Raw genomic sequence first — 26,408 nt, forward strand, 5'->3', positions numbered from 1 at the left:
GCGCGGGCTCGCCCGGTGGTGTGCGAAAACGCTTCCCGATTCGACGAAATCGAAACCGTCGGCCAGATCGAATTCATCGAAGTATTGTGGTTCGCGCTCCGATCGATGCTGGTCGAATGCGGGTAAATCACACACCGTATCTTGACCGGTGCGGAATCATCCTGCGATAGTCGTCCCACTCCCGTTTCTGCCGCACCGGCGGCGAATAACCCGTCGAAACGATTCGACACCGAGTCAACCGGGAAAGGACGAACCCATGCACAACGTTGTGCGTTCCCTGCTCGTCTCGCTGACCGCGGCCGCCGTGGTGGCGGCCGGCTTCGGCCAGGTGGCCGAAGCTGCCACCTGGTCGTCGTCGGACAAATGGGGGACCTGGTCCAACGGCGGGTACACCGTCCGCAACGACGTCTGGGGCAGCGGCGCCGGCCCGCAGTCGATCTGGGCGAACTCCTACAGCAACTGGGGCGTGTGGGCGGACCACCCGAACACCGGCGGGATCAAGTCGTACCCGCACTCGGCGAAGAACGTCGGCCGCACGCTCAGTTCGCTGCGGCAGGTGTCCAGCAGCTTCAACGTGAGCCGCCCGGGCAGCGGCGCCTACGAGACGGCCTATGACATCTGGGCGAACAACAACGCCTACGAAATCATGTTGTGGGTCAACAAGCAGGGCGCGGTCGGCCCGCTGGGCACCAAGCAGACGACGGCGAGCGTCGGCGGGCACACCTGGGACGTCTACAAGGGATCGAACGGTTCGAACGCGGTGTTCTCCTTCCTGCGCACCTCGAACACCAACGCCGGCACGGTCGACATCCTCGCGGTCATGAACTGGATCAAGGCCCGCGGCTGGTTCGGCGACGTGACCCTCGGCGAGGTGCAGTTCGGCTTCGAAATCACGTCGTCTTCGGGCGGGCTGAACTTCACGTCCAACAGTTACTCCGTCACCTCGTCCTGATCGGCGCCGCACCCGGCCTCCCCCGCTCCTCGTCCCAGCCGACCGCGGCGAGGAGCGGGGGACACCACCCGGATTTTCCGGATTCGCCCGCCACGACCGATTTCTTTCCCGTGTTCGTGGGGAAAATCCCTGAGTGCGGGTTCCGCGCCCGGTCACGGCTCCCTGGTGGCCGGGTGACGATGCCACGATCACCCCCCGGCGGGCGAGGGCCGAGCCCGGGTGAGGAGTGGCGATGAGTGTCATGGACGTGGACACGCCGGGGGAGACCCGAGCCGATGAGCCGCTGCGCGCGCTGCTCCGGGAGGTCGCGAACGGGCCGGCCGCGGGCCGCGAGCGGCGGATCCGCGAGGCGGCGAGGCGGGCCGCGAAGGCCGGTGTCCCCGAAGGTGTGCTGACGTCCGCGGCCGGCCGCCTGGCCGAGGCGACCGGCGGCCCGCGGGCGTCGGCGAACCTGGTGCGCCTGGTGCTCGCCGGCTACCGGGCCGCGGTGCCGACGCGGCTGGAGCTGCTGCTCGACGGCCCGCCCGAACACCTGACCGCCCAGATCTACACCGTCGTCGTGGTCCGGGTCGTGCGCACGGACCGCACCGCGGCCCTGATCGCCGGCCTCGACGGCCGCCCGGCGGCCGGCCACGAGCTGGTCGCCGGCCGGCTGCGCGACGACGCCGTGTTCCTGCTCCCCGGCAGCGGGGGAGCGCAGGCCGCGGCCCGGTTCGTCGCGGACGTCGAGCTCCGGCTGGGCCGGCCGGTGCACGCCGCGTTCGCCGGTGCCGGCCGGGAAGCCCTCCGGGCAGGCCACCGCGAGGCGGCGGACGTGCTCGACCTGGCGCTCGCCACGGGATGTCCTCCCGGCCTGCGCCGCGTGGACGACTTCCTCGTGGAGTACGCGGCCATGCGCGACCCGCTGGTGGCCGCGAAGCTGGTGGCGGTCGTGCGCCCGCTCCTGGGCAGCGACCGGCTGTTCGAGACGCTGCGGGCGTTCGTGCGCTGCGGCCACAACCGCGGGCGCACCGCCCGCGAACTGGGCGTGCACCGGACCACTGTGGACTACCGGATCCGCCGCATCGAGGAGATCACCGGCCACGACCCGGTGCACGGCCGGGGCAGCCAGGTGCTGGGCGTCGCCGCGACGCTGTTCGTGCTGCAGGAGGCCCGGCGCGGGGTAAGCGGGTGATGCCGGTTCCGCTTTGTGCGGAACGCGGCCGGGCCCGGCCGGACCCTATGCTGTGCGGTGATCGTCGGTTCGCACCTTGCGAAGCGAGTCGAGCCGGTGCGTGACCGAGGAGAAGGCGGATCGATGGAACCGGGTGACGTGGCGCGGAAAGCACTGGCTTGCGTGCGGATCTTCAACGGCGCGGTCGGGTTGCTCGCGCCCGCCCGGATGGCGGCGAGCCTGGGGAGCGCGCCGGGGGAGGACCGGCGGTTCGGCTACCCCGCGCGCATGTTCGGCATTCGCACCCTGGTCCTCGGCGCGGATCTGCTGCTGCTGAAGGCGGACGACCCGGGGGCCCGGCGAATCCTGCGGCAGGCGGTGCTGATCCACGCGACGGACACCGCGGCCGCCGCCTACGCCGGTGCGCGCGGAGAGCTGCCGGGCAAGGCGGCGAAGCTCACTGTCGCCATCTCCGCCGTCAACACCGTGCTGGCGGTGGTTTCGCTGGCGACCGCGAAGCCGCGCGGCTGACGCGGCTTCAGCCGCCGGCGCGCAGGGCGTCGACGATCAGGTCGAGCATCCGGCGGGGCCGCTCGGGGTCGCGCTCCTCCGAAGAGGGCACTGAGGGCACCGTGGACAGGAACACGCCGAGCAGGAGCAGCGTGACGTCCTCCGGGTCGGCGTCGGCGCGCAGGGTGCCCGCTTTCGCGCCCGCGTCGAGGATCGTCCCGATCGCGGCGACGATGCGCTGCCGGGTCGCCGGTGTCGCGATGCGGCCCGACGCGACGCTCGCGCGGAGGACGTCGGCCATCCCGCGCTTGGTCGCCACGAAGGCCGCGTAGCGGTCCATCCACGCGCGGAGGGCCTCTTCCGGCGCGAGGGTTTCGAGCAGGACCGGCGCGCTGGCGGTGACGTCGTCGAGTTCGGCGGCGTAGACGGCTTCGACGAGGGCCTCGCGGGTCGGGAAGTGCCGGTACAACGTCCCGATCCCGACGCCGGCCTCGCGGGCGACGGCTTCGAGCGCGACGGTGCCGTCATCGGCGGCGGCGAAGGCGGCGCGCGCGACTTCGACGAGTTTGTCCCGGTTGCGGCGCGCGTCGGAGCGCACCGGCCGGGCGGGGTCAGGAGAAGGCAAAGCGGAGGCACCTCCGGTTGTGCTACGGTCGAGGCGAAGCGGATGCTCCTCCGCTTCGTCATCACGGCCATCATCGCACGAGGACGGGGTCCCCCATGCCTTCTCCCGCCACCGGTCCGCTCGCCGGCCGCACCGTCTCCCGCATCGGCTACGGGGCGATGCAGCTCGAACGCCTGCACGACGACCCCGCGGCGGCCGTCGCCCTGCTGCGCCGCGCGGTCGAGCCCGGCGTCGGCCACGTCGACACGGCCCAGTTCTACGGCGACGGCTTCGTCAACGGCGTCATCCGCGAGGCCTTCGGATCCGCCGACGTCCTGATCGCCACCAAGGTCGGCGCCGTCCCCGACCCCGGCGGGCCGTTCCCGCTCCGCCTGGCGCAGCGACCGGAACAGCTGCGCGCCGGCGTCGAGGACAACCTCCGGGCGCTCGGGCTCGACCGGCTCCCGCTGGTGAACCTGCGCCGGGCGGACCGGCGGCCCGGCCTGCTCGCCGAGGGGGACCAGCGCGTCGACCTCGACGACCAGCTGGCGGTGCTCACGGCCCTGCGTGACGAGGGGAAGATCGGCGCGCTCGGGCTCAGCGCCGTCACGCTGGACGTCCTGCGCCGGGCGCTTCCGGCGGGGATCGCCTGCGTGCAGAACGCCTACAGCCTCGTCGGCCGCGACGACGAGGAGATGGTGGAGCTGTGTGTCGCGGAAGGCATCGCGTGGGTGCCGTTCTTCCCACTGGGCGGCGCGTTCCCCGGGCTGCCGAAGGTGACCGACGAGCCCGCCGTGCTGGCGGCCGCACGGGCGCTGGGCCGGACGCCGGCGCAGGTCGGGCTGGCCTGGCTGCTGCACCGGGCCCCGAACGTGCACCTCATCCCGGGGACCGCGAGCGTGGCGCACCTGGAGGCCAACCTGGCCGCGGCGGACATCGCGTTCGACGCCGCGACGCTGGCCGCGCTGGACGCGATTCCGGCTCGGCCGGTGGAGGGCATCCTGGGGTGACAACGTGGCCGGACGGTGGCCGACCGACTGGATCACGACACCCGGCGTACGTTGGCAGCATGTACACGGTTGCGGTGCTGGCCCTCGACGACGTCATCGCGTTCGACCTGGCCACCCCGGTCGAAACGCTCGGGCGGGCCCGGCTGCCGGACGGCCGCGGGGGCTACCGGATCGTCGTCGCGGGGCCCGATCCGGTGGTCGGAGCCGGTCCCGTGCGGCTGCAGGTCGACACCCGGCTCGACGAGGTGGCGCACGCCGACCTCGTGGTCGTCCCCGGGCGGAACGCCCCCCACCGGCCGGTCCCGGACGGCGTGGCGGAGTTCCTGCGGGCCGCGGTGGCGCGGGGGACGCGGGTCGCGTCGATCTGCGTCGGCGCGTTCACCCTCGCCGCGGCCGGGCTGCTCGACGGGCGGCGAGCCACCACGCACTGGCTCGCCACCGACGAGCTGGCCCGGCGGTTCCCGGCCGTCGAGGTCGACCCGGACGCGCTCTACGTCGACAATGGCCAGATCCTGACGTCCGCCGGCGCGTCGGCCGGGTTGGACATGTGCCTGCACATCGTGGAGCGCGACTACGGCGCCGCGGTCGCCGCCGATGCCGCGCGCCTGGCCGTGGCGCCGCTGCAGCGCACCGGTGGGCAGGGCCAGTACATCCTCCGCAACCGCCCGACGTACCAGACCGCGACGCTGGAGAAGGCGCTGCGGTGGATCGAGGAGAACGCCCACCGCCCGCTCACCCTGGCCGAAATCGCCGACGCGGCGGGCATGAGCCCCCGGACGCTGACGCGGCACTTCCACGCCGAGACCGGGCAGAGCCCGATCCAGTGGCTGACCGGGGTGCGCATCCGGCACGCCCAGGAGCTGCTGGAGCTGACCGACCACACGATCGACCGCATCGCCGGCCAGGTCGGCTTCCCGTCGCCCAGCAACTTCCGCGTGCAGTTCGCCCAGACCGTGCGGGTCAGCCCGAGTGCGTACCGGAAGACGTTCCGGCGGGAACGTCGATGATCCAGGTGACGCCGAAGCGGTCGGTCACCATCCCGAACGCCGGCGCCCACGGGACCGGGCCGAACTCCTCGATGACGGTCCCGCCGTCGGCGAGTCCTTTCCACACCGGGGAGACGTCCTCGACGGTCGTCCCGCGGACGGACAGGAAGAACCGCTCCTCGGTGATCGTCGTGCCGTTCTCGCGGCGGGTGGTGGGTGCGGCCGGCGCCGGCCCGGAGGTGCCCGGGACGTCGTAGGCCATGACGACGAAGCCGTTGTCCGCGGTGACCTGGCCGAACACCACCTTGCCCGCGTCCGGCAGCCCGGCGGGCATCCCGAAGTCGCCGTAGGTGACGATCGTGGCCCGGCCGCCGAAGACCGACGCGTAGAACTCGAGGGCCGCGCGGGCCTGTCCGGTGAAGTTGAGGTGGGCGGCAGCGGTGAGCGACATGCTTGGTCCTTTTCTCGGGGTGCTCCGACGAGAGCCAGCTTGTCCGCAGTAGCGGTCAGGGAACGTCCGCTTCTCGTGGCAGCATGCAAGTCATGCCGGTCGCTTCCTCGACGGCGACCTCGGGTCGCCTGCTCTCGCTGCTGTCCCTGCTGCAGGTGCGCCGGGACTGGCCGGGCGCGCTGCTGGCCGGCCGGCTCGGTGTCAGCGAGCGGACCGTGCGCCGCGACGTCGACCGGCTGCGTGAGCTCGGGTATTCCATCCAGGCGGTCAAAGGCCCCGAGGGCGGCTACCGGCTCGAACCCGGGATCAAGCTGCCGCCGCTGCTGTTCGACGAAGAGCAGGCGGTCGCGCTCGCCGTGGCGCTGCGGAGCGCCGCCGGGACCGGCGCGGGCATCGAAGAGGCCGCCGTGCGGGCGCTGGACACGGTGCGGCAGGTGCTGCCCACGCGGCTGCGGCAGCGCGTCGACGTGCTGGAGATCGCCGCGGCCGGTGGCACCCCCGTCCAGGTGGACCCGGAAATCCTGCTCGCGCTGAGCGCGGCGATCCGGGCCACCGAGGAGGTGCGGTTCGACTACGCGGCACCGTCGCGGCCGGCGGACGCCGAGCCGCGGCGCCTGCAGCCGCACCACCTCCTCGTCCGAAGTGGACGGTGGTACCTCGTCGGGTGGGAGGCCCGCCGGCCGGACTGGCGGACCTACCGCGTCGACCGGATGACGCTGCGGGTGCCGAACGGCCCGCGGTTCACCCCGCGCGAGGTGCCGGGTGGTGACGTGGCGGCGTTCCTTTCGGCGCGGTTCAAGGGTTCCGAGACCGACACCTGGCCGTGCCGGGGCGAGGTGATCCTCGGCTTACCGGTGACCGACGTGGCGCCGTTCGCCGGTGACGGCGTCGCCGAGGAAGCCACGCCCGGCAAGACCCGGCTGCGGACCGGATCCTGGTCGTGGGCGGCGCTCGCCGCCGGCCTGCTGCGGTTCGACTGCGAGATCGACGTCATGGGCCCACCGGAACTGCGGGCGGCCTTCGCCGAGCTGGCGGGGCGGGCCACCCGGGCGGCGGACGGCGGCGGTGCGCCGGCGGCGAAGAGCCGGCCGAAGATCCTCGACGCCGAGGCTGCTCGGTGAACGTCGGGATGCCGGGGACCTCCGGCGCTCGAACCCCCGGGTCGCCGAGGTGGCGGCCGTCGTTGTCGGCCGGCAGCACGATTCCGTGGGCCTGCAACGTGTCCAGCGCGTACTCGGCTTCCGCGAGCGCACCGTCCACATCGGGCAGGGTGCGCGGGGTGTCGACGCGGTGGGCGCGGCTCATGCCCGCTCCTCGACGGGGGCGGTCAATGCGGCGAACAACCGGGGGAGCACTTCGGTGAGGTACGGGCTGTCGGCGGTGTCCGTCAGTTCGTCGAGGATCGCCCGCTCCAGCATGGTTTCGTAGAGCGCGATGAGCGTGATGACGGCGTCGCGCGGCTCGACGGTCAGCCGCATCCGGAGCCGGTCCAGCAGGAGGGGCAGGATCGCGGCGAGCGCGTCGTGGAACTCGCGCTCGGCCGCCGCGGTCGAGGCCCGCAGTTCCGGCTGCCGCAACGCCTGCGCGCGGAACTCGGCGTTGAGCAGGTACCACGTCTCGTCCGCGGCCGGCGACTCGACGAACAGCGTGCCCGCTTGGCGCAGGACCTGCGTGACGGCTTCGGGATCGCCGGGATCGACCCCGGCGACGGCCGCCTCGACCGCGGCCCGCAGCCGGTCGGCGCGCTCGGCCATCTGCGTCCGGTAGACGGCCAGGAACAGCTCTTCCTTGCTGGCGAAGTTCGAGTAGAACGCCCCGCGGGTGAACCCCGCACGCTCGCAGATCAGCTCGACCGGCGCGTCGCGGATGCCCAGTTCGGCGAAGACGTCGTAGGCGGCCGCCACCACCCGGCGCTGCGTCTCGGCGCGCCGCCGCGTCACCGGTCTGCTGGTCATGCCGCCCCCTCGCCGTAGTTGAGATCACCCGTTCGGGGTCTTGATGCGCTGTGCATCGGATACACCGTGCATTACGATACACGATGTATCCAACGCGAGGGAGTCCCGCTGTGTCGTCGTTCCTCTACCGGCTCGGCCGGGCCGCCGCCCGGGCCCGGGTGCTGGTCCTGGCGCTGTGGGTGGTCGTGCTGGCCGCCGCCGGCGGCGCGGCCCTGCTGGCGAACCAGGGCACCGACGACACCTTCGCCATCCCCGGCTCGGAGTCCCAGGACGCCCTCGACCACCTCAAGCGGGTGTTCCCCGAAGTCAGCGGCACGTCGGCGCAGCTGGTGCTCGTCGTGCCGGAAGGCCACAAGGCCGACACGCCCGCGGTCCGGGCCGCCGTCGGCCAGGCGGTGACGCGGCTGGGCAAGCTCGACCAGGTCGCCACGGTGGTGAACCCCTTCGACGGCAACGTCCGGGGCGCGGTGTCCGCGGACGGCCGGGCCGCACTGGTCGCCGTGCCGCTGAAAGTGCAGCTGACCGCGGTCACCCCGGCCACCAAGGCGCAGCTGACGGCCATCGGGCACGACCTGCAGACCGCCGTGGGCGGCGGTGCGAGCGTCCACGCCGGCGGCGACGCGCTGTCGAACCGCGTGCCGAAGCTCAGCCCCACCGAAGGCATCGGCCTGGTGATCGCGCTGCTGGTGCTGGTGCTGATGTTCCGCTCGCTGATCGCCGCGGTGATGCCGCTGGTGACCGCGATCCTCGGCGTCGGCGTCTCGATGGGCCTGATCTACCTGGCCACGCTCGTCACGCCGATCTCCTCCACCGCGCCCATGCTCGCGGTGATGATCGGGCTCGCCGTCGGCATCGACTACGCCCTGTTCCTGTTGTCACGCCACCGCGACCAGCTCGCCGACGGCCTCGACGTCGAGGAGTCCGTCGCGCGGGCCACCGCGACCGCGGGCTCGGCGGTCATCTTCGCCGGGCTCACCGTCGTCATCGCGCTGCTCGGGCTGGCGGTCGCCGGGATCCCGTTCCTGACCACCATGGGGGTCGCGGCCGCACTCGGCGTCGCGCTGGCGGTCGGCGTCGCCGTCACGCTGGTCCCGGCGCTGCTGTCGTTCGCCGGCACCCGGCTGCGGCCGCGCGCCCCGCGCAAGCGGCGGCGGACCCCGCGGCGGGCCAAGCCGCCGGTCGCCCGCTGGTGGGTCCGCACGGCCACGAAGGCGCCGCTGGTCACCGTCATCGTGATCGTCGCCGGCCTCGCCGTCTGCGCGGTTCCGGCCCTCGGCTTGCGGCTCGCCCTGCCGGACAACGGCGCCGAGGAGCACGGCAGCCCCGCCCGCGACACCTACGACGTCGTCGCCGAGCACTTCGGCCCCGGCTACAACGGCCCGCTGATCGTCACCGCCGACATCATCACCAGCACCGACCCGGTCGGGCTGGTGAACAGGATCGCCGGCGAGCTCCGGCAGCTGCCCGGCGTCGCCTCGGTGCCGCTGGCCACGCCGAACCCCAAGGGCGACACCGGGATCATCCAGGTCGTCCCCACCACCGCGCCCGACTCGGCCGAGACCGGCGAGCTGGTGTCCCGGCTGCGCGGGCAGGAACAGCACTTCCTCGACGCCTACGGCACGCGGACCGCCGTCACCGGCATCACCGCGGTCGGCATCGACGTCTCGGCGCAGCTCGGCAGCGCCCTGCTGCCCTTCGGCGTCCTCGTCGTCGGGCTGTCGCTGGTGCTGCTGGCGATGGTGTTCCGCTCGATCTGGGTGCCGGTCAAGGCGACCGCCGGGTACCTGCTGTCGGTCGGCGCCGCCTTCGGGGCGACGTCGTTCGTGTTCGTGCAGGGACACGGGGCGGGCGCGCTGAACGTGACCCACACGGGCAGCGTGATCAGCTTCCTGCCGATCATCCTGATGGGTGTCCTCTTCGGACTCGCGATGGACTACGAAGTCTTCCTGGTGTCCCGCATCCGCGAGGACTACGTGCACGGCGGCGACCCGCACCACGCCATCGAATCGGGGTTCGTCTCGGCGTCCCGGGTCGTCGTGGCCGCCGCGGTGATCATGTTCGCCGTCTTCGCGGCGTTCGTGCCCGAGGGCAGCGCCACCATCAAGCCCATCGCGTTCAGCCTCGCCGTCGGCGTGTTCGTCGACGCGTTCGTCGTCCGGATGACGCTGGTCCCGGCGGTGCTCGCGCTGCTCGGCCGCCGTGCCTGGGGCCTGCCGCCGTGGCTGGACCGGCGGCTGCCGGTGTTCGACGCCGAAGGCGACGCGCTGGTGCACGAACTGCGGCTGGCGGACTGGCCCGGCACCGACGAGGCGATCAGCGCCCGCGACCTGCGCCTGGAAGACGACCGCGGCCGGCCGGTGTACGACGGCGTCGGCATCCACCTGCCCCGCGGCGGCACGCTGGTGCTGCACGGGGCCGGCGCCGGCGCGCTGCTGCACACCCTCGCCGGCCGCGTCACGAAGTTCACCGGCGACCTCAAGGTCCTCGGCCGGGTGCTGCCCCAGCACAGCCACGCCCTGCGCCGCGAAGTCGCCGTGATCCCGTGCCGCCGGGCGGCCGATCCGGGACGGCAGGTCGCCGAGGCCCTCGCCACGGACGCCGGGCTTATCGTGCTCGACGACGTCGACCTGGTGTTGCGCACCGACCTGCGCGACCACCTGCGCCGGCTGCTCGCCGAGCCGCGGAGCCGGTCCGGTGGTCCGGTGTCCTTTGTGGTCACCTGCCAGGATCCGGACCGCGTCGCCGACCTGGTCCCGGCCACCGCCGTGCACTTGCCCGTCCGCTCCGCCCAGTTCGCCGAGGTCCGCTGATGCTGAAGCCGTTCGCCGACTCCGCCCGTGCCCTGGCCACCGGGCCGCTCACCTGGCGCACCTGGGCCGGCCTGATCGCCGTCCCGCTCGTCATCTGCGGGCTGCTGACCTGGGCGTTCTGGAGCCCGGGGAGCGACCACGGGACCGCCACCGCCGCCGTGGTCAACCTCGACGAGCCGGTCACGGTGAACGGGCAGCTGCTCCCGCTCGGCCGCCAGCTGGCCGGCGACCTCACCCACAGCGCGGATTCGGCGTACCGGTGGGTGCTCACCGACGCCGGCGACGCCGCTTCGGGACTGGCCGACGGCAGCTACACCGCCGTCGTCACCATCCCGCGGGACTTCTCCGCGCACGCCACCTCCGCGGCCACGGCGAAACCCCTCGAAGCCACGCAGGCGCGGATCCAGGTCACCACGTCCGACGCCGCCGGCGTCGCCGATCCCGCGTTGGCCGGCTATCTGGCCGAAGCCACCCAGCGCACCCTGGACCGGCAGATCGTCGAGACCTACCTCGACCGGATCTACGTCGGGTTCACCACGCTGCACGAGCAGGTCGGCCAGGCCGCCGACGGGGCCGCGCAGCTCGCCGACGGCACCGCGCAGCTCGCGCCCGGCGCGAAGAAGCTCGCGGACGGGTCGGCCCAGCTGTCGGCCGCGGCGCAGCAGCTCGCGGCGGGGGCCGGCCGGCTGGCCGACGGCACCGGTCAGCTGGCCGCCGGATCCGGCCGGCTGGCTTCCGGGCTCACCCAGGCCCAGCGGGACACGGCGCAGCTGCCGGCCCTCACCCGGCAGCTCGCCAACGGCGCCGGCCAGGTCGCCGACGGCAACGAACAGCTCGCCGCCGCCGTCGTCCCGCTGGCGAACCGGATCATCGCGGCGATCGACGCCCTGCCCTCGGCGCGGGACGCCGCCGAGGAGTTCCGCCGGCTCGCCGGCCGGTGCAGCGGCACACCGCCCTTCTGCGACGACCTCCGGCAGGCGGCGGACCGCTTCGCCGCCGACGCCGGGAAGATCGACGGCGCCAAGGCCACGGTGCGCGCGAACGCCGTGCGGGTGCGCGATTCCGTGCAGGCCCTGGCCACCGGCGCCCGCCGGGTCGCCGACGGGAACGCCCAGCTCGCAAGCAAGTCCGGGGCGCTCGCGGCCGGCATCGCCGACGCCGCGGCCGGCGCCCGCCGGCTCGACTCCGGCGTCCGGCAGGCCGACACGGGGGCGCGCGCCCTCGCCACCGGGTCCGGGCAGCTCGCGGCCGGGGCGAAGGAGCTCGCGACCGGGGCGGGGCAGCTGAACGACGGCGCCGGGCGCGTGAACGACGGCGCCCACGAGCTGGCCACGCAGCTGGACAAGGGCCGGGACCAGGTGCCGAGCTACACCGACGCCGAGCGCGCGCACCTCAAGACCGTGGCGGCCGACCCGAGCACCGCGACGACGGCCGGCACCGCAACGGGGCCGCTGGCGCTGACGTTGTTCGCCGCGCTGGCGTTGTGGGCACTGGCGCTGGCGACCTACCTGGTGACGCAGGCGGTGCCGGCCGCGGTGCTCACCGCCCGCGAGCCGACCTGGCGGATCATCCTGCGCGCGGCACTCCCGGGCGCCGCGGCGGCGACGCTCGCCGCACTGGCCATCACGGCGGTGGCGGTGCCGGTGCTGAAGCCGGGCTTCGCGGGAAGCGTGGCATTCCTGGTGGTGGCCCTCCTGGCGGCCGCGGCGTTCGTCGCCCTCAACCAGGCGGCCACGGCCCTGTTCGGCCGAGCAGGCCGCCTGGCCTCCCTGGTCGTCCTGGTCCTGGCAACGGCGACAGGGGTGGTCTCGACGCTGCCGGGCCCCCTGGCGGCGGTGGCCGGGTATCTGCCGACCCACGGCGCGGTGATCGCCTTGCGCGCGGCGGCGACCGGCGGGGACGGCCTGGCGTCGGGGGTGGCCGAGCTGGCGGCCTGGCTGGTGGTGGGGATGGTGGCGTCGATCCTGGTGACGGATCGGCGGCGCTACCTGTCGGCGAAGCAGGTGCGGGTGAGCTTCGCCTGACCTGGCAGGCTCCGCGGTACGCCGCGAAGGAATCTGCCGTGAACCTTCCGGAGCCTGCGTCGACTGAACAGGTGAAGGAGGGCAGATGAGCGATGAGCTGCTGATCGTCCGGTGCCGGCTCGGGGAGCGGGACGCCTTTGCCGAGCTGGTGCGCGCCTGGCACGGGGCGGTCGAAGGCTATGTCCGGCGCATGCTCGGCGGTCCGGACGACGACGTCGTGCAGGAGGTGTGGCTGGCCGTCTTCCGTGGGCTGCCCAGGTTGCGGGAGCCCGGGCGGTTCGCGCCGTGGTTGTTCACCATCGCCCGCCGCGCGGTGATGAACCGGCTCCGGGACGCCTACGCCCGGCCGGAGCCCGAGCCGGCCGAGGAGCCGGCGGGCCCGGACGAGATCGGGCCGATCGCCGACCGGGAGGTGCTCGGCGCCGCGCTGGGTGCGCTTCCGGTCCGGGAACGCGAGGTGCTGCTGCTGTTCCACCTCCAGGACCTGCCGCTGGACGCGTGCGCCCAGGTCTGCGGGGTGCCGGTCGGCACGGTGAAGTCGCGGCTCGCCCGGGCCCGGCGGCTGTTGCGGGAGCAACTCGAGCGGAAGGAGTACGAGGTATGACGCCGGAAGAAGTGATCGCGCGGCTCGACGCGCCGTTGTCGTTGCGGCGGCGGGTGGGCTATGTGGGGCTCGCGCTGGCCGGGCTGACCGGCAGTGGCCTCATCGTGCTGCTCTGGGCGACCGAGCCGGGCCTTCCCCCGCGGACGAAGGTGGCCTTCGCCGTGCTCGTCGCGATCGGGCTGGCCTGGGCGGCGTTCGGCGGCTGGGCGGTGACGCGGCGGGCCCCGCTGTTCGCCCGCGACCGCGTCGTGGCCGGCTGGCTCGGCCTGGCCGCCTGGCTGCTGTTCACGACCGGCGCGGTGGTGATCACGACGCTGCGGCACCGCGTCGAGCCCACGCTGCTGCTCGCGGTGGTCGTCCTCGGCGGGGTGGCCGTGGTGCACCTGCGGACCGTCCGCCGCAGCCGGGCCGCCCTCCTCAAGCGGAAGGAGGAGCTGACGCGGGAGTGAACCGCTACCCGGCGGCCGGCAGGAAACCCACGGTCAGCAGCAGGTTCGCGTAGAGGCGGTCGTCACCGGTGGCGATGCACAGGGCCACCTCCGGCTCGCGGCACGTCCGGTAGAACTCGAGCCTTTCCATGGGCCGCAACGGAAGCCCCGGACCCAGCAGCCGCTCGTACCCGCGCCAGCACGCGGGCGGGGCGCCGTCGTCCGGCAGCATCGTCGTCACCGATTCGACCGGGACCGCGGTGAGCAGCGGTTCCAGGACGTCGTCGATCGTGACCAGGCCCGGCCGCAGGTTCAGGTGGATCAGCTCCGCCCCGGGCGCGACGTTGGTCGCGTGCGCGTAGTTGGCGTCGGCGAGCAGGATGCGGGAACCGTGGCCGGTCGCCGCGAGGGCGCGCAGCAGCGGCGGGTGGAGGAGCGGGTAACGCAGCATCGCGTGGCCTTTCAGTCCGGTTCGTGGTTGAGCGCGCCCGAGCGGAAGGCGGCGACGGTGGCCTCGGCGAACCCGGCGGCCCGGACGGCGTCGAGCAGCCGGGCGTCGTCGCGCACTTCGGTGGCCAGGGCGGTGTCGAGTTCGATCCGGGCGGTGCCGCCGAGGTCGCGGACCCGGACGTCGCGGCAGTGCAGGCCGCGGGCGGAGAGGGCCGCGCGGACCGCCGCTTCGGCCCGCTCCACCCGGGCCAGCGTGGCCGTCGTGATCGGGATGCCGTAGCGGACGCGGCTCGCCAGGCAGGGCGCGGCCGGTTTGTCCGCCCAGGTCAGGCCCCAGTGCCGGGCGATCGCGCGGACGTCCTCTTTGGACAGGCCGAGCGTCCGCAGCGGGGTGTGCACGCCGATTTCGTCGCCCGCGCGGATGCCCGGCCGGAACGGGTCGACGGCGTCGTCGGCGTTCGTTCCGGTGGCCAGCGCCGGGAAGCCGTGGCCGGCGGCCACCGCGGCGATCGTCGAGAGCACCGTGGTCTTGCAGAAGTAGCAGCGCCGCCGTCCGTTCGCGGCGTACCCCGGCTCGTCGAGTTCGCCGGTCGCCGGGGTGAGGTGCCGGACGCCGAGGTCCGCCGCGATCTTGCGGGCGTCCGCCAGTTCCACCGCGGCCAGGCTCGCGGAGTTCGCCGTCACCGCGAGCACGTCTGCCGGGCCGAGGGCGCGGACGGCGGCGGCGAGCACCAGCGCCGAATCGGCGCCGCCGGAGAACGCCACCGCGAGCCGGCCCAGGCCGGCGAGGTGCGTGACGAGCCGGGTGCCGTCCATCAGCGCCCCGCGGCGATCGTCGCGACGACCCGTGCCGGCAGCCCCAGTTCGCGCGCGGCGGCCACGACGTCGTCGTGCTCCGGCTTCGCGCCGTGCGGTCCGCGCTTGCGCCGCACCGGCAGCCCGAGGACGTCGACCGTTTCGGTGACCCGGTCGAGCGCGGTGCGGCGGACCGGGTACTCGCGCAGCCCGAGACTGCCGGTTTCGGCGAGCACCAGGTCACCGAGCCGGGCGGCGTGCGCCGGCTCGGCGAGCACGTGCAGGACGTGGGCGGGCCGGCCCTTCTTCATCGTCACCGGGCTGATCCACGCGTCGAGCGCGCCGGCGGACAGCAGCTCGCCGACGACGTGCCCGAGCACCTCGCCGGTGACGTCGTCGAGGTTCGTCTCCAGCACCACCAGCGTGCGGTGCCCGGCTTCCGCCGTGTCGCCGAGGTGCACGACGGCGATGTTCGGCCGGTCCGGCAGCGGCCGGGTGCCCGCGCCGTAGCCGGTGGCCAGCAGCCGGAACTCCGGCGGCGGCTCGAACCGGGCGCCGGTGGCCCGCAGCAGCGCGGCCGCGGTGGGGGTGACGGTCTCGCCGGTGAGGTCGCTCCCGGTCGTTCGCGCGCCCCGCAGCAACGCCGCGGTCGCGGGGGCGGGGCAGGGGAGGAGGCCGTGCGCGGTGCGGACCGTGCCGGTGCCCAGCGGCAGCGCGCCACAGTACACAGTGGACACGTCGAGGGCGTCGAGTGCGGCGCAGACGCCGATGACGTCGACGAGCGTGTCGTGCCCGCCGAGTTCGTGGAGGTGCACGTGCTCGGGCGCTTCCCCGTGCAGCCGGCCTTCCACCTCGGCGATCGCCCGGAGCGCGGCCACGGCCCGGTCGGCGACCGGCGCGGGCTCGACCCGCCCGGCCATGGCGATCAGTTCGGCGGCGGACCGGCTGGTCGCGTCGTCGGTGACGTTCACCTGCGCGCGGGCCGCCGTCAGCCCGTGGGTGAGGAGGGCTTCCACGCGCAGCTCCCACCCGGTCAGCCCACTGCTCGCGACGGCGGCGCGGATCCGCTCCAGCGGCGCTCCCGCGTCGACGAGCGCGGCCAGCAGCATGTCCCCGGCCAGGCCGGTGAACGGCGCGATCACGCAGATCGTCATCGCGGCCTCCCCGAAGCCGGCCTCCCCGAAGCCGGCCTCCGCAGTACCTGGGCCAGCCGGAACGCCGCCATCGCCGCGCCGAACCCGGAGTCGATGTTGACCACGGTGATGCCCGCCGCACAGGAGGCGTGCATCGCCAGCAACGCCGTCACGCCTTCGAGGCCCGCGCCGTAGCCGGTGGAGGTCGGGACGGCGATCACCGGGCAGGCGACCAGCCCGCCGACCGCCGAAGCCAGCGCGCCCTCCATGCCCGCGACGACGATGACCGCGTCCGCCGCGGCCAGGCGGTCGCGCTCGGCCAGCAGGCGGTGGATGCCGGCGACCCCGACGTCGGTGACGGTGTCCACCGTGAGGCCGACGGCCGCCGCGACCTCCGCGGCTTCCTCGGCGACCGGGCCGTCGGACGTGCCGGCCGCGGCCACGGCGAGCGTGAAACCCGTCGCCGCGGCCGGGCGCCAGACCAGCAGCCGCGCGCCCGGGGCGTAGCGGCCGCCGGGGACGTCGGCCAGTACCGCCCGGGCCGCCTCGGCTTCGACCCGCGTGACCAGCACCGGGCCGGCGTTGTGCGTGAGCAGCGTCCGGACGATCGCGGCGATCTGCGCGGGCGTTTTCCCCGGCCCGTACACGACTTCCGGGAGTCCTTGCCGGTGTTCGCGGTCGACGTCGACGCGCGCGAACCCGAGGTCGGCGGTGTTCATGCCGCCTCCGCGGGAAAAAGTACGTCGGCGGTGTTCATGCCGCCTCCGCGGGAAAAAGTACGTCGGCGGTGTTCATGCCGCCTCCGCGGGAAAAAGTACGTCGGCGGTGTTCATGCCGGCACGTACGGGATCGTCAGCGGGCCTTCCGGGAGCACGCAGGCCCGCGCGCCCGGCCCGGCCCGGTCGAGCGCCTCGGCCACGGTGGCCGCGATGTCGGTGGTCCGGGTCAGGTGGGCCGTCGCGAGGTCGGCCTCGCTCAGGAAATCGGTGTGCACGACGACCCGGCAGTCGTTCTGGATCTTCGCCTGGATCTGGACCTGCCACTGGTCGGGCACGGTGACCTCGCGGGCCGAGATTTCGGCGAGCAGGGCCGCGGGCGAACTCGCCGAAGCGAGGACTTCGCGGTAGGAGCCGTGGTCCGGGAACCCGTCGCGGCACTCCGCGGCGCAGACGATCGTCCCGCCCGGCCTGGTGATCCGGTGCGCCGCCGACATCCCTTTCACCGCCTGGTAGAGGTTCTGGTCCAAGGGATACCCGGAGTTGGTCGTCACGACGACGTCGAACGGCGACGGCACCGGCCGCATGGCGACGTCGCGGGCGGCGCGGGTCGCGGCCGCGTGCATGGCAGGCAGGTCGCCGCCGAAGGCGCCGATGACCGCCTTGTCCCGGTTGAGGATGACGTCGAAGGCGAAGGTGACGCCGGTGGCCGCGGCGATCGCGCGGACGTCGTCGTGCACGGGATTGCCGTCGGTGATGCCCCAGGTCGCGTTGCGGTGGCCGATCCGGCGGGCGTCGTGCAGCACCAGCACGGTTTCCAGAGCCGCCAGCCCGGGCGCGACGAGCTTGGGGCCGCCCGAAAAGCCGGCGAAGAAGTGCGGTTCGACGAACCCGGTGGTGATCCGGACGTCGGCCGCGACCCACTCGCTGTTCAGCCACACCGGGACGTCGTCGCCGTGGCGGCCCAGCCACGTCAGGCTCGCGCGGTCGCGGGCGTCGTGGTTCACGATCCGGACCGTGTCCACGACCTCGTCGCCGAACATCGCACGCAGTTCGGCGTCGGAGTTGCCGCGGTGGGTCCCGGTGGCGACCAGGATGACGACGTCTTCGAGGCGGACGACGCCGTCCAGCTCGGCGAGGATCGCCGGGATCATCAGTTCGCGCGGCTGCGGCCGGGTCCCGTCGCACGCCGAGATCGCGACCGTCTGTCCCGGCCGCACCCGTTCGCGCAGCGGCGGCCCGGCGACCGGCTCCCGCAACGCCCGGCGCAGCAGCACGTCCGCGGGTTCGGTGACCGGGTGGTGCACCGGCGTCACCACGGTGGTGACCGCCGGGTCGATGGCCAGGTCGAGGCCGGTTTCCCCGTAGGCGAGCCGGACTCTCACGACGCCAGCCCGTAGACGCGGGTCGCGGTCCCGCCGCGGACGGCGTCCTGTTCGGCCGGTGTCAGACCGTCGAGCAGGCTGTCGGCCGCGTCCATGACTTCGGCGTACGTCCCGGCGAGCAGGCACACCGGCCAGTCGGAGCCGAGCATCAGCCGGTCCGGCCCGAACACGGTGAGCGCGGTGTCCGCGTACGGCCGCAGATCCTCGACGCGCCACGGCCGGCCGGCTTCGGTCACCAGGCCGGACAGCTTGGCGACGACGTTGGGTTCCCGGGCCAGCGTGGCCAGCTCGGTCGCCCAGGGTTCGAGATCGCCGCTCGCGATCGGCGGTTTCGCGAGGTGGTCCAGGACGAAGGTGAGATCCGGCAGGGCCCGGACCGCCGCGATGGCCGCCGGGAGCTGGTGGGGCACCACGAGCAGGTCGTACACCAGCCCGGCGTCGCGCACCGCCGCGAGCCCGGCCAGGACGTCGTCCCGCTCGAGCCAGCGCGGGTCGGGCTCCGCCTGGACGAGGTGCCGGATGCCGGTCAGCAGCTCGCCGCCCGGGGCCGAGCGCAGCCGTTCGATGTCCCGTGCCGGCGAACCGGTGAGGTCGAGCCAGCCGACGACACCGGCGATGAGCGGTTCGGCGGCGGCGATCGCCAGGAACTCCACCGATTCCCCGAGGTCCGGCAGGACCTGGACGAGCACGGTCGCGTCGATCCCCGTGGCGGCCGCCCGGAGGTCGGCCGGGGTGTAGTCGCGCCGGATCGCCGCGGTGTCGTCGCCGTCCAGCCACGCGTGCCGGCGGACGGAGGTCTGCCACAGGTGGTGGTGCGCGTCGACGCGCCGGCCGCTCACGCCTGGCCGATCCGGTGGTGCTGGCGGCCGAGGCCGTCGATCTCCACGGTCACTTCGTCCCCTTCGGACAGATAGGGGAAGTCGTTGGCGCCGAAGGCGACCCCGGCCGGGGTGCCGGTGTTCACGACGTCGCCCGGCTCGAGCACCATGAACTGGCTGAGGTACCAGACGATGTGCCGGACGCCGAAGAGCATGTTCTCCGTGGTGCCGTCCTGCCGCGGCTGCCCGTTGACCGCCAGCCGCAGGCCGAGGCCCTGCGGGTCGCCGGCTTCGTCCGGCGTGACCAGCCACGGCCCGAGCGGGTTGAACGTCTCGCAGGACTTGCCCTTCGTCCACTGGCCGCCGCGTTCGTGCTGGAAGTCGCGCTCGCTGACGTCGTTCGAGACGGCGTACCCGGCGATGACCGCGTCGGCGTCCTCCGGCGCCGCCAGGTACCGCGCCCGCCCGCCGAGCACCACGGCGAGTTCGACCTCGTAGTCGGTCTTCGTGCTCGTCCGCGGGACGAGCACGGTGTCGTGGGGGCCGATGATCGTGTTGGTGGCCTTGAGGAACACCACCGGCTCGGCGGGCGGCCGCGCGCCGGTTTCCGCGGCGTGGTCGGAGTAGTTCAGCCCGATGCAGACGAGCAGGCCGGGCCGGGCCACCGGGGCACCGACGCGCAGGCCCGTGGCGTCCAGCGCGGGAAGGGTGCCTTCGCGCAGTGCCGTCCGGGCCCGCGCGACGCCGTCGGCGGCGAAGAAGGCGCCGTCGACGTCCCGGGTCAGCGAACGCAGGTCCCGCGCCGCACCGGTTTCGTCGAGCACGACGGGGATCTCGTGGCCGGGGTCGCCGAGGCGTTGGAAGCGCATGGCCGGGACCGTAGCAGACATATGATGTCTTCTTCAAAGACCAGCGCAGTCATCATACGTAAAAGTGCGGAAAGTAGTGACACATCACTGTGTGTCCAAGTTATTGCCGTGTTACGGATCGACTCTGGACAATCCGCGGATCGACGCGTAGCCATACATATGTTGTCTGCCCCGAAGGAGAGGTGGCCACGTTGGCCGAAGTGATCAGCGCCATCGACGCCGTGGACGTCCGCTTCCCGACTTCGCTGAGCCTGGACGGGTCGGACGCGATGAACCCGGAACCGGACTACTCGGCGGCGTACGTGACCATCCGCACGAGCGACGGCGACGAGGGCTACGGCCTCGCCTTCACCGTGGGCCGCGGCAACGACGTCGAGGTGGCTGCCGTCCGCGCGCTCGTGCCGCTGGTCGTCGGGATGCCGGTCGCCGACGCGCTCGCCGACCTCGGCGCGTTTTCCCGGCGGCTGACCGGGGACAGCCAGCTGCGGTGGCTGGGCCCGGACAAGGGCGCGATCCACATGGCCGCGGCCGCGATCGTCAACGCGGCCTGGGATCTGCGGGCCCGCCGCGAAGGCAAGCCGGTCTGGCGGCTGCTCGCCGAAATGGCGCCGGAGGAACTGGTCGACCTGGTCGACTTCCGCTACCTGCAGGACGCCCTGACCCGCGACGAAGCCCTCGACATCCTCCGCCGCGCCGAACCGGGCCGCGCGGCCCGCCAGGCCGAGCTCCTGGAGTCCGGTTTTCCCGCCTACACCACGACTCCCGGCTGGCTGGGGTACTCGCCGGAGAAGCTGGCGGCCCTGGCCAGGGAGGCCGTCGAGGACGGCTTCACCCAGATCAAGCTCAAGGTCGGCGCCGACCTCGCCGAAGACGTCCGCCGGATGCGGCTCGCGCGCGACGTCGTCGGACCGGACATCCGGATCGCCATCGACGCCAACCAGGCCTGGGGCGTCGGGCAGGCCATCGAATGGCTGCGCCCCCTCGCCGAGTTCGACCCGTACTGGATCGAGGAGCCCACCTCGCCCGACGACGTGCTCGGCCACGCGGCGATCCGCCGGGCGGTCGCCCCGATCAAGGTGGCCACCGGCGAGCACACGCACAACGCGGTGATGTTCAAGCAGCTGCTGCAGGCCGAGGCGATCGACATCCTCCAGCTCGACGCCAGCCGGGTCGCCGGCGTCACCGAGAACATCGCGATCCTGTTGCTGGCCGCGAAGTTCGGCGTCCCGGTGTGCCCGCACGCCGGCGGCGTCGGGCTGTGCGAGATGGTGCAGCACCTGTCGATGTTCGACTTCGTCGCGGTGAGCGGCACCCAGGCCGACCGCGTCATCGAGTACGTGGACCACCTGCACGAGCACTTCGTTGACCCGGTACGCATCGAGCGCGGCCGCTACCTGGCCCCGCGGGAGCCGGGACTCGGCGCGCGCCTGCACGCGGAATCCGTGGCGCGGTACCGGTTCCCCGACGGCCCGGTCTGGCAGCGCGACCCGGCGGTGGTCGCGTGAGCGGGGAGTTCGACGGCGTCCGCGCGATCGTGACCGGCGGGGCGTCCGGGATCGGCCTCGCCACCGCGCGGATGCTCGCCAAGCGCGGCGCGCAGGTCGTCTGCCTCGACCTGAACGACAAGGTCGAAGAGCCGCTGACGGGCATCCGGGCCGACGTCTCGGACGACGGTTCGGTGCGGGCCGCGGTCGCCGCCGCGGTGGAGCACCTCGGCGGCCTCGACGTCCTGGTCAACAACGCCGGGATCGGCGCGCAGGGATCGGTCGAGGACAACGACGACGCCGAGTGGCACCGCGTCTTCGACGTCAACGTCGTGGGCATGGTGCGCGTGACCCGCGCGGCCCTGCCGCACCTGCGGAAGGCGGGCTCGGCGGCGATCGTGAACACCTGCTCGATCGCGGCCACCGCCGGGCTGCCGCAGCGCGCGCTCTACAGCGCCACGAAAGGGGCGGTCCTCGCGCTCACCCGCGCGATGGCCGCCGACCACCTGGCCGACGGGATCCGCGTCTGCTGCGTGAATCCCGGCACCGCGCACACCCCGTGGATCGACCGGCTGCTCTCGAAGGCCGACGATCCCGGGGCCGAGCTGGCCGCGCTCGCCGCGCGCCAGCCCACCGGCCGGCTCGTCACCGCCGACGAGGTCGCCGCGGCGATCTGCTACCTGGCCGGCCCGGACTCCGGGGCCACCACCGGCACCGATCTGGCCGTGGACGGCGGCATGTCCGGCCTGCGGCTCCGCCCGAAACCTGTCAACGAGGAGAGGTCATGAAGTTCCAGCACCTGCGCGCCGCCACCGTCGTCACCGCCGGCGTCCTGACCGCGGCCGCACTGGCCGGCTGCAGCGGCGGCGGCACGACCGCCGCCTCGGGCGGAACCGTCGTCGGGGTCGACTACCCGCGCTCGGACACCGACTTCTGGAACGCCTACATCAAGTACGTGCCCCAGTTCGCCGGCCAGTTCGGGCTCGACCTCAAGACCACCAACTCGCAGAACGACGTGGCCAACCTGACGGCCAACGTGCAGACGATGATCAGCCAGGGCGTCAAGGGCGTGGTGATGGCGCCGCAGGACACCGCGGCGATCATCCCGACCCTGCAGCAGCTGGCGACCAAGAAGATCCCGGTCGTCTCCGTCGACACCCGGCCCGACCAGGGCAACGTCTACATGGTCGTGCGCGCCGACAACCGCGCCTACGGCGAGAAGGCCTGCCAGTTCCTCGGCGCCAAGCTCGGCGGCAAGGGCAAGGTCGTCATGCTGCAGGGCGACCTCGCCTCGATCAACGGCCGCGACCGCACCGAAGCCTTCAACGACTGCATGAAGAAGGACTTCCCGGGCATCACCGTGTTCGGCGAGGCCACCAACTGGGACGCCAACACCGCGGCCCAGAAGCTGCAGACCCGGCTGACGGCCAACCCGGACATCAAGGGCGTCTACATGCAGTCCAGCTTCGCCCTGTCCGGCACGCTGCAGCTGCTGAAGCAGCGTGGCCTTGCCGTCCCGGCGAGCGACCCGAAGCACGTGTTCATCGTGTCCAACGACGGCATCCCCGAGGAGCTCGCGAAGATCCGGGCGGGGGAGATGGACGCGACCGTGTCCCAGCCCGCGGACCTGTTCGCCAAGTACGCCCTGCAGTACATCAAGGACGCCATCGCCGGCAAGACGCCGACGCCGGGCAAGACCGACCACGACAGCACCATCATCCAGGTTCGCGACGGCCTGATGGAGGACCAGCTGGCCGCACCGCTGGTCACCGCGGACGGTGCCACGTTCGGGCCGATCAGCAGCGTCAAGGTCGACGACCAGTCCCTGTGGGGCAACGCCAAGAGCTGATTCCCGCGGCCAGAACGCTTCAGAGAGGAAGCGAACATGAGCACCGTGCCGGTCGTCGAGGCGCGCGGGGTGGTCAAGACCTACGGCGCCACGGTCGCGCTCGACCACGCCGACCTGACCGTCCTACCCGGACAGACGCACGCACTGGTCGGCCGCAACGGGGCCGGCAAGTCGACACTGGTGTCCGTCCTCACCGGACTGACCGAGCCGGACGCCGGAACCGTGCGGCTCGACGGGGAACCGGCCCCGGCACTGGCCGACCGGGACGCCTGGCGGGCGCGCGTGGCGTGCGTGTACCAGCGGTCGACGATCATCCCCGAGCTGTCGGTGGCGGAGAACCTGTTCCTCAACCGGCAGGAGACCCGCGGCGGGCTCGTCCGCTGGGCCGCGCTGCGCCGCTCGGCCGAGGAGCTGCTCGAACGCTGGTCGGTGGCCGTCGACGTGCACCGGCCCGCCCGGGAGCTGAGCGTGGAGCAGCGGCAGTTCGTGGAGATCGCGCGGGCCCTGTCGTTCGGCGCCCGGTTCGTCATCCTCGACGAGCCGACCGCGCAGCTCGACGGGGCCGCCATCACCCGGCTGTTCGGCCACATCGCCGAGCTGCAGCGCCAGGGCGTCACGTTCCTGTTCATCAGCCACCACCTCCAGGAGGTCTACGAGATCTGCGACGCGGTGACGGTGTACCGGGACGCCCGGCACGTCCTCACCGCGCCGGTCGCCGAGCTGCCGAAGGCCGACCTCGTCGCGGCGATGACGGGTGAGAACGCCGTCACGGCGCAGGAACGGACGTCGTCGGCCCGGTACGGCGGCGAACCGGTGCTCCAGGTGACGGAGCTGACCCTCGCCCCGCACTTCGAAGACGTGTCGTTCGACGTCGCGCCCGGCGAGATCGTCGGGCTGGCCGGATCCGGCAGCAGCGGCAAGACCGAGCTCGCCGAGGCACTGGCCGGGCTGCGCAAGCCCACCTCCGGCACGGTCCTCGTCGGGAACTCCCGGCCCCGGCCCGGCGACGTCCCCGCGGCGCTGGCCGCGGGCGTCGGGTTCGTCCCGGAAGACCGGCACCACCAGGGTTTCGTGCCGGAGATGTCCATTGCGGACAACTCCACGATGAGCGTCATGGACCGGCTCGGCCCCGGCGTCTTCGTCCGGTCCGGCCTGCGCGACAAGCTCGCCGGGAAGCTGATCACGCGGCTGGCGGTGAAGACGCCGGGCCCGGAGCTGCCGGTGTCCGCGCTCTCCGGCGGCAACCAGCAGAAGGTCGTCATGGCCCGTGCCCTGGCCGGCGATCCGCGCCTGCTCGTGCTGATCACCCCCACCGCCGGGGTCGACGTGCGGTCGAAGGAGTTCCTCCTGGGCAAGGTCGCGGAGGCCGCCGCGGCGGGCACCGCGGTGCTGATCGCCTCGGACGAGCTCGACGACCTGCGCCTGTGCGACCGGCTGCTGGTCGTGGTGCACGGCAGGCTCGCCACCGAAATACCCGCAGGCTGGCAGGACCGCGAGGTCGTGGCCGCCATGGAAGGAGTCGACCTCGATGCCTGAAAGCCCCGCCGCGGTGGGCGCCCCGCCGCGGACCGGTTCCGCCGCCGCGCCCCGGCGGATCGCACTGGCCCGCCTGCGCGACTTCGCGCTGGTGCCAGGGATCATCGCGATCGCCGTCGTCGGCCAGCTGGTGAACCCGGTGTTCCTGCAGTACGACAACGTGATCAACATCCTGCAGACGATGTCGGAGATCGCGCTGCTGGTGCTCGCCCAGACGATGGTCCTGGTCGTCGGCAAGATGGACCTTTCGCTGGAGTCGACGTTCGGCCTGGCGCCGGGTGTGGCGGCCTGGCTGACGATCGGCGGCGGCCATTCGCTCGGGCTGCTGCCGTCGTGGACGGCCGTGCCGGTGGTCCTGCTGGTCGGCGTGGTGGTGGGCGCGCTCAACGCCCTGCTGATCGTCCGGTTCGGGCTGAGCGGCTTCGTCGTCACCCTCGGCATGCTGATCGTGCTGCGCGGCCTGCTCACCGGGATCTCCGGCGGCCAGACGTTCTTCGGCCTGCCCGACTCGATGCTCTACCTCGGCACCACCCTGTGGGCCGGGATCCCGGCGTCGATCTGGATCTGCGTGCTGCTGTTCGCCGGCGGGATCGTCCTGCTCGGCTACACCCGGTTCGGCCGCAGCCTGTACGCGATCGGCGGCAACGAGGACGCCGCGAAGGCCGCCGGTATCCGGACCGACCGCATCGTGTGGATCGTGCTGATCGGGGCCAGTGTGCTGGCCGCGCTCGGCGGCCTGCTGCTCTCGGGCCGGCTCGCCTCGGTGGCCGCGGCGCAGGGCAACGGCTACATCTTCACGGTGTTCGCGGCCGCGGTGATCGGCGGGGTGAGCCTAAACGGCGGCCGCGGCACGCTCTTCGGCGCGTTCACCGGCATCCTGCTGCTGTACATGATCCAGAACGTGCTGACCCTGGCCGGCGTGCCCGCCCAGTGGATCGGCGCCCTCAACGGCGCGATCATCCTCATCGCGCTGGTGATGTCCCGCATCACCAGCGGCAAGCGGCAGACCTGATGGCCGGCCTCGCCCTGGGCACCGCGGGCCTGGGCAACGTCTTCGGCGAGATCGACGACGAGGCCGCCGCGGCGGTCGTCGCCGCGGCGGCCGGCGCCGGGGTGCGGTACTTCGACACCGCGCCCTACTACGGCTTCGGGCTGGCCGAGCGCCGGCTCGGCCGGGCGCTTCCCGCGGGTTCGTTCGCGGTGTCGACGAAGGTGGGCCGGACGCTCACCGACGGCGGCTGCGTCTTCGACTTCTCCGCGGCCGCCGTCCGCCGGGGGATCGAGGACAGCCTCGACCGGCTGGGCCTCGACCACCTCGACATCGTCTACCTCCACGATCCCGACGACCACGAAGAGCAAGCCGCCGCCGAGGCGTGGCCCGAACTGTGCCGGCTGCGCGACGAAGGCGTCGTCTCCGCGATCGGTGTCGGGATGAACCAGTGGGAGATGCCCGCCCGGTTCGTCGAGCGGCTCGACGTCGACGTCGTCCTGCTCGCCGGCCGGTACACGCTGCTCGACCGCAGCGGCGAGCGGCTGCTCGACCTCTGCGGCGAGCGCGGCGTCGACGTCGTGCTCGGCGGGGTGTTCAACTCCGGCCTGCTCATCGACCCCCGGCCGGGTGCCTGGTTCGACTACGCCCCGGCGCCGGCCGACCTGCTCGCCCGCGCGCAGCGCCTGCGGGACGTCGCCGCCGCGGCGGGGTACGACCTGGCCGCGTGCGCGCTCGCCTTCGCCGCCGCGCACCCGGCCGTCACCTCCGTCCTGGTCGGCGCCACGAGTGCCGCCCAGGTGCGGGAAAACCTCGATGCCTTCCAGCGCGAGGTGCCGCACGAACTGCTGCACCACTTGATTTCCTGCTAGGTCCCCTCACCCAGGAGAGTGCAACG

26 protein-coding genes are annotated in these 26,408 nt (G+C 73.1%); 16 read left to right on the top strand and 10 right to left on the bottom strand.

Annotation, left to right across the window (positions count from 1 at the left end; translation table 11 throughout):
• The first annotated feature begins 256 nt into the window (after nucleotides 1–256).
• The 3 genes from BLW76_RS18850 (at nucleotide 257) to BLW76_RS18860 (ending at nucleotide 2,636) form a co-directional block, all read left to right on the top strand.
• Nucleotides 257–952 carry a glycoside hydrolase family 12 protein gene (locus tag BLW76_RS18850; protein ID WP_091309121.1) on the top strand — a complete coding sequence of 232 codons (696 nt, stop codon included), beginning with the start codon at nucleotides 257–259 and terminating at the stop codon, nucleotides 950–952.
• A gap of 232 nt (nucleotides 953–1,184) precedes the next feature.
• Complete coding sequence (locus tag BLW76_RS18855; RefSeq protein WP_143060642.1) at nucleotides 1,185–2,126, top strand: PucR family transcriptional regulator; 942 nt, start codon at nucleotides 1,185–1,187, stop codon at nucleotides 2,124–2,126.
• A gap of 123 nt (nucleotides 2,127–2,249) precedes the next feature.
• Complete coding sequence (locus BLW76_RS18860) at nucleotides 2,250–2,636, top strand: hypothetical protein (protein ID WP_091309125.1); 387 nt, start codon at nucleotides 2,250–2,252, stop codon at nucleotides 2,634–2,636.
• Between the two features lie 7 nt (nucleotides 2,637–2,643).
• Here BLW76_RS18860 and BLW76_RS18865 read toward each other — a convergent pair whose 3' ends face one another.
• Nucleotides 2,644–3,240 (bottom strand): TetR/AcrR family transcriptional regulator, encoded by a 597-nt coding sequence (locus BLW76_RS18865; RefSeq protein ID WP_091309128.1) that lies wholly within the window; start codon nucleotides 3,238–3,240, stop codon nucleotides 2,644–2,646.
• 95 nt (nucleotides 3,241–3,335) lie between these two features.
• Between BLW76_RS18865 and BLW76_RS18870 the strand changes: the two genes are divergently transcribed.
• Both BLW76_RS18870 and BLW76_RS18875 read left to right on the top strand, forming a co-directional pair.
• The gene (locus BLW76_RS18870) at nucleotides 3,336–4,229 is read left to right on the top strand and encodes an aldo/keto reductase (protein ID WP_091309131.1); all 894 of its coding nucleotides are present in this window, start codon (nucleotides 3,336–3,338) and stop codon (nucleotides 4,227–4,229) included.
• A gap of 59 nt (nucleotides 4,230–4,288) precedes the next feature.
• Nucleotides 4,289–5,236, top strand: a complete 948-nt coding sequence (locus BLW76_RS18875; protein WP_091309134.1) for a GlxA family transcriptional regulator — start codon at nucleotides 4,289–4,291, stop codon at nucleotides 5,234–5,236.
• Here the strand turns inward: BLW76_RS18875 and BLW76_RS18880 are convergent.
• Entirely contained in the window at nucleotides 5,190–5,666 is a 477-nt protein-coding gene (locus BLW76_RS18880) for a VOC family protein (RefSeq protein WP_091309136.1), read from the bottom strand. The two genes, BLW76_RS18875 and BLW76_RS18880, sit on opposite strands and share 47 nt — an antisense overlap.
• 92 nt (nucleotides 5,667–5,758) lie before the next feature.
• On the opposite strand from BLW76_RS18880, the gene BLW76_RS18885 reads away from it, so the two are divergent.
• Nucleotides 5,759–6,787: a helix-turn-helix transcriptional regulator gene (locus tag BLW76_RS18885; protein ID WP_091309138.1), complete on the top strand. Its 1,029-nt coding sequence runs from the start codon at nucleotides 5,759–5,761 to the stop codon at nucleotides 6,785–6,787.
• 180 nt (nucleotides 6,788–6,967) lie between these two features.
• Here BLW76_RS18885 and BLW76_RS18890 read toward each other — a convergent pair whose 3' ends face one another.
• Nucleotides 6,968–7,621 (bottom strand): TetR/AcrR family transcriptional regulator, encoded by a 654-nt coding sequence (locus BLW76_RS18890; protein ID WP_091309140.1) that lies wholly within the window; start codon nucleotides 7,619–7,621, stop codon nucleotides 6,968–6,970.
• A 110-nt stretch (nucleotides 7,622–7,731) separates the two neighbouring features.
• Here BLW76_RS18890 and BLW76_RS18895 point away from each other — a divergent pair, with 110 nt between their 5' ends.
• The 4 genes from BLW76_RS18895 (at nucleotide 7,732) to BLW76_RS18910 (ending at nucleotide 13,508) form a co-directional block, all read left to right on the top strand.
• Nucleotides 7,732–10,431, top strand: a complete 2,700-nt coding sequence (locus tag BLW76_RS18895; RefSeq protein WP_091309142.1) for an MMPL family transporter — start codon at nucleotides 7,732–7,734, stop codon at nucleotides 10,429–10,431.
• Nucleotides 10,431–12,455 carry a YhgE/Pip family protein gene (locus tag BLW76_RS18900; protein ID WP_091309144.1) on the top strand — a complete coding sequence of 675 codons (2,025 nt, stop codon included), beginning with the start codon at nucleotides 10,431–10,433 and terminating at the stop codon, nucleotides 12,453–12,455. Before BLW76_RS18895 ends, BLW76_RS18900 begins: the two co-directional genes overlap by 1 nt.
• An 85-nt stretch (nucleotides 12,456–12,540) precedes the next feature.
• The gene (locus tag BLW76_RS18905; RefSeq protein ID WP_091309146.1) at nucleotides 12,541–13,059 is read left to right on the top strand and encodes an RNA polymerase sigma factor; all 519 of its coding nucleotides are present in this window, start codon (nucleotides 12,541–12,543) and stop codon (nucleotides 13,057–13,059) included.
• A complete protein-coding gene (locus BLW76_RS18910) occupies nucleotides 13,056–13,508 on the top strand; it encodes a hypothetical protein (protein WP_091309148.1) in 453 nt (150 codons plus the stop codon). The genes BLW76_RS18905 and BLW76_RS18910 overlap by 4 nt, the downstream gene beginning before the upstream one ends.
• 4 nt (nucleotides 13,509–13,512) lie before the next feature.
• Here the strand turns inward: BLW76_RS18910 and BLW76_RS18915 are convergent, their stop codons facing one another.
• The 7 genes from BLW76_RS18915 to BLW76_RS18945 all read right to left on the bottom strand — a co-directional run bounded on the left by BLW76_RS18915 (nucleotide 13,513) and on the right by BLW76_RS18945 (nucleotide 19,653).
• Nucleotides 13,513–13,938, bottom strand: coding sequence for an RbsD/FucU family protein (locus BLW76_RS18915; RefSeq protein WP_091309150.1), 426 nt, complete (start codon nucleotides 13,936–13,938; stop codon nucleotides 13,513–13,515).
• A gap of 11 nt (nucleotides 13,939–13,949) precedes the next feature.
• A complete protein-coding gene (gene larE / locus BLW76_RS18920; protein ID WP_091309152.1) occupies nucleotides 13,950–14,753 on the bottom strand; it encodes an ATP-dependent sacrificial sulfur transferase LarE in 804 nt (267 codons plus the stop codon).
• The gene (gene larC, locus BLW76_RS18925) at nucleotides 14,753–15,886 is read right to left on the bottom strand and encodes a nickel pincer cofactor biosynthesis protein LarC (RefSeq protein ID WP_091309155.1); all 1,134 of its coding nucleotides are present in this window, start codon (nucleotides 15,884–15,886) and stop codon (nucleotides 14,753–14,755) included. Before larC ends, larE begins: the two co-directional genes overlap by 1 nt.
• The gene (larB, locus tag BLW76_RS18930; protein WP_091309156.1) at nucleotides 15,883–16,584 is read right to left on the bottom strand and encodes a nickel pincer cofactor biosynthesis protein LarB; all 702 of its coding nucleotides are present in this window, start codon (nucleotides 16,582–16,584) and stop codon (nucleotides 15,883–15,885) included. The genes larC and larB overlap by 4 nt, the downstream gene beginning before the upstream one ends.
• 110 nt (nucleotides 16,585–16,694) lie before the next feature.
• Nucleotides 16,695–17,966 carry a nickel-dependent lactate racemase gene (gene larA, locus BLW76_RS18935; protein WP_091309159.1) on the bottom strand — a complete coding sequence of 424 codons (1,272 nt, stop codon included), beginning with the start codon at nucleotides 17,964–17,966 and terminating at the stop codon, nucleotides 16,695–16,697.
• Nucleotides 17,963–18,805: an amidohydrolase family protein gene (locus tag BLW76_RS18940; protein ID WP_091309161.1), complete on the bottom strand. Its 843-nt coding sequence runs from the start codon at nucleotides 18,803–18,805 to the stop codon at nucleotides 17,963–17,965. Before BLW76_RS18940 ends, larA begins: the two co-directional genes overlap by 4 nt.
• Nucleotides 18,802–19,653, bottom strand: coding sequence for a fumarylacetoacetate hydrolase family protein (locus tag BLW76_RS18945; protein WP_091309163.1), 852 nt, complete (start codon nucleotides 19,651–19,653; stop codon nucleotides 18,802–18,804). The genes BLW76_RS18940 and BLW76_RS18945 overlap by 4 nt, the downstream gene beginning before the upstream one ends.
• Before the next feature lie 182 nt (nucleotides 19,654–19,835).
• Here BLW76_RS18945 and BLW76_RS18950 point away from each other — a divergent pair, with 182 nt between their 5' ends.
• Genes BLW76_RS18950 through BLW76_RS18975 form a run of 6 tightly spaced genes read left to right on the top strand, consistent with a single transcriptional unit; the run spans nucleotide 19,836 to nucleotide 26,382 of the window.
• Nucleotides 19,836–21,158: an enolase C-terminal domain-like protein gene (locus BLW76_RS18950; protein ID WP_091309165.1), complete on the top strand. Its 1,323-nt coding sequence runs from the start codon at nucleotides 19,836–19,838 to the stop codon at nucleotides 21,156–21,158.
• A complete protein-coding gene (locus BLW76_RS18955) occupies nucleotides 21,155–21,925 on the top strand; it encodes an SDR family NAD(P)-dependent oxidoreductase (RefSeq protein ID WP_091309167.1) in 771 nt (256 codons plus the stop codon). Before BLW76_RS18950 ends, BLW76_RS18955 begins: the two co-directional genes overlap by 4 nt.
• Nucleotides 21,922–22,986, top strand: coding sequence for a sugar ABC transporter substrate-binding protein (locus BLW76_RS18960; protein ID WP_091309168.1), 1,065 nt, complete (start codon nucleotides 21,922–21,924; stop codon nucleotides 22,984–22,986). Before BLW76_RS18955 ends, BLW76_RS18960 begins: the two co-directional genes overlap by 4 nt.
• A 36-nt stretch (nucleotides 22,987–23,022) precedes the next feature.
• The gene (locus tag BLW76_RS18965) at nucleotides 23,023–24,522 is read left to right on the top strand and encodes a sugar ABC transporter ATP-binding protein (RefSeq protein ID WP_091309171.1); all 1,500 of its coding nucleotides are present in this window, start codon (nucleotides 23,023–23,025) and stop codon (nucleotides 24,520–24,522) included.
• Nucleotides 24,515–25,534, top strand: coding sequence for an ABC transporter permease (locus tag BLW76_RS18970; RefSeq protein WP_091309173.1), 1,020 nt, complete (start codon nucleotides 24,515–24,517; stop codon nucleotides 25,532–25,534). Before BLW76_RS18965 ends, BLW76_RS18970 begins: the two co-directional genes overlap by 8 nt.
• Complete coding sequence (locus BLW76_RS18975; protein WP_091309175.1) at nucleotides 25,534–26,382, top strand: aldo/keto reductase; 849 nt, start codon at nucleotides 25,534–25,536, stop codon at nucleotides 26,380–26,382. The genes BLW76_RS18970 and BLW76_RS18975 overlap by 1 nt, the downstream gene beginning before the upstream one ends.
• The last annotated feature ends 26 nt before the right edge of the window (nucleotides 26,383–26,408 follow it).

Origin of the sequence: Amycolatopsis tolypomycina (genome assembly GCF_900105945.1) — a bacterium.
In the GTDB taxonomy this organism is placed as follows: Bacteria; Actinomycetota; Actinomycetes; order Mycobacteriales; family Pseudonocardiaceae; genus Amycolatopsis; species Amycolatopsis tolypomycina.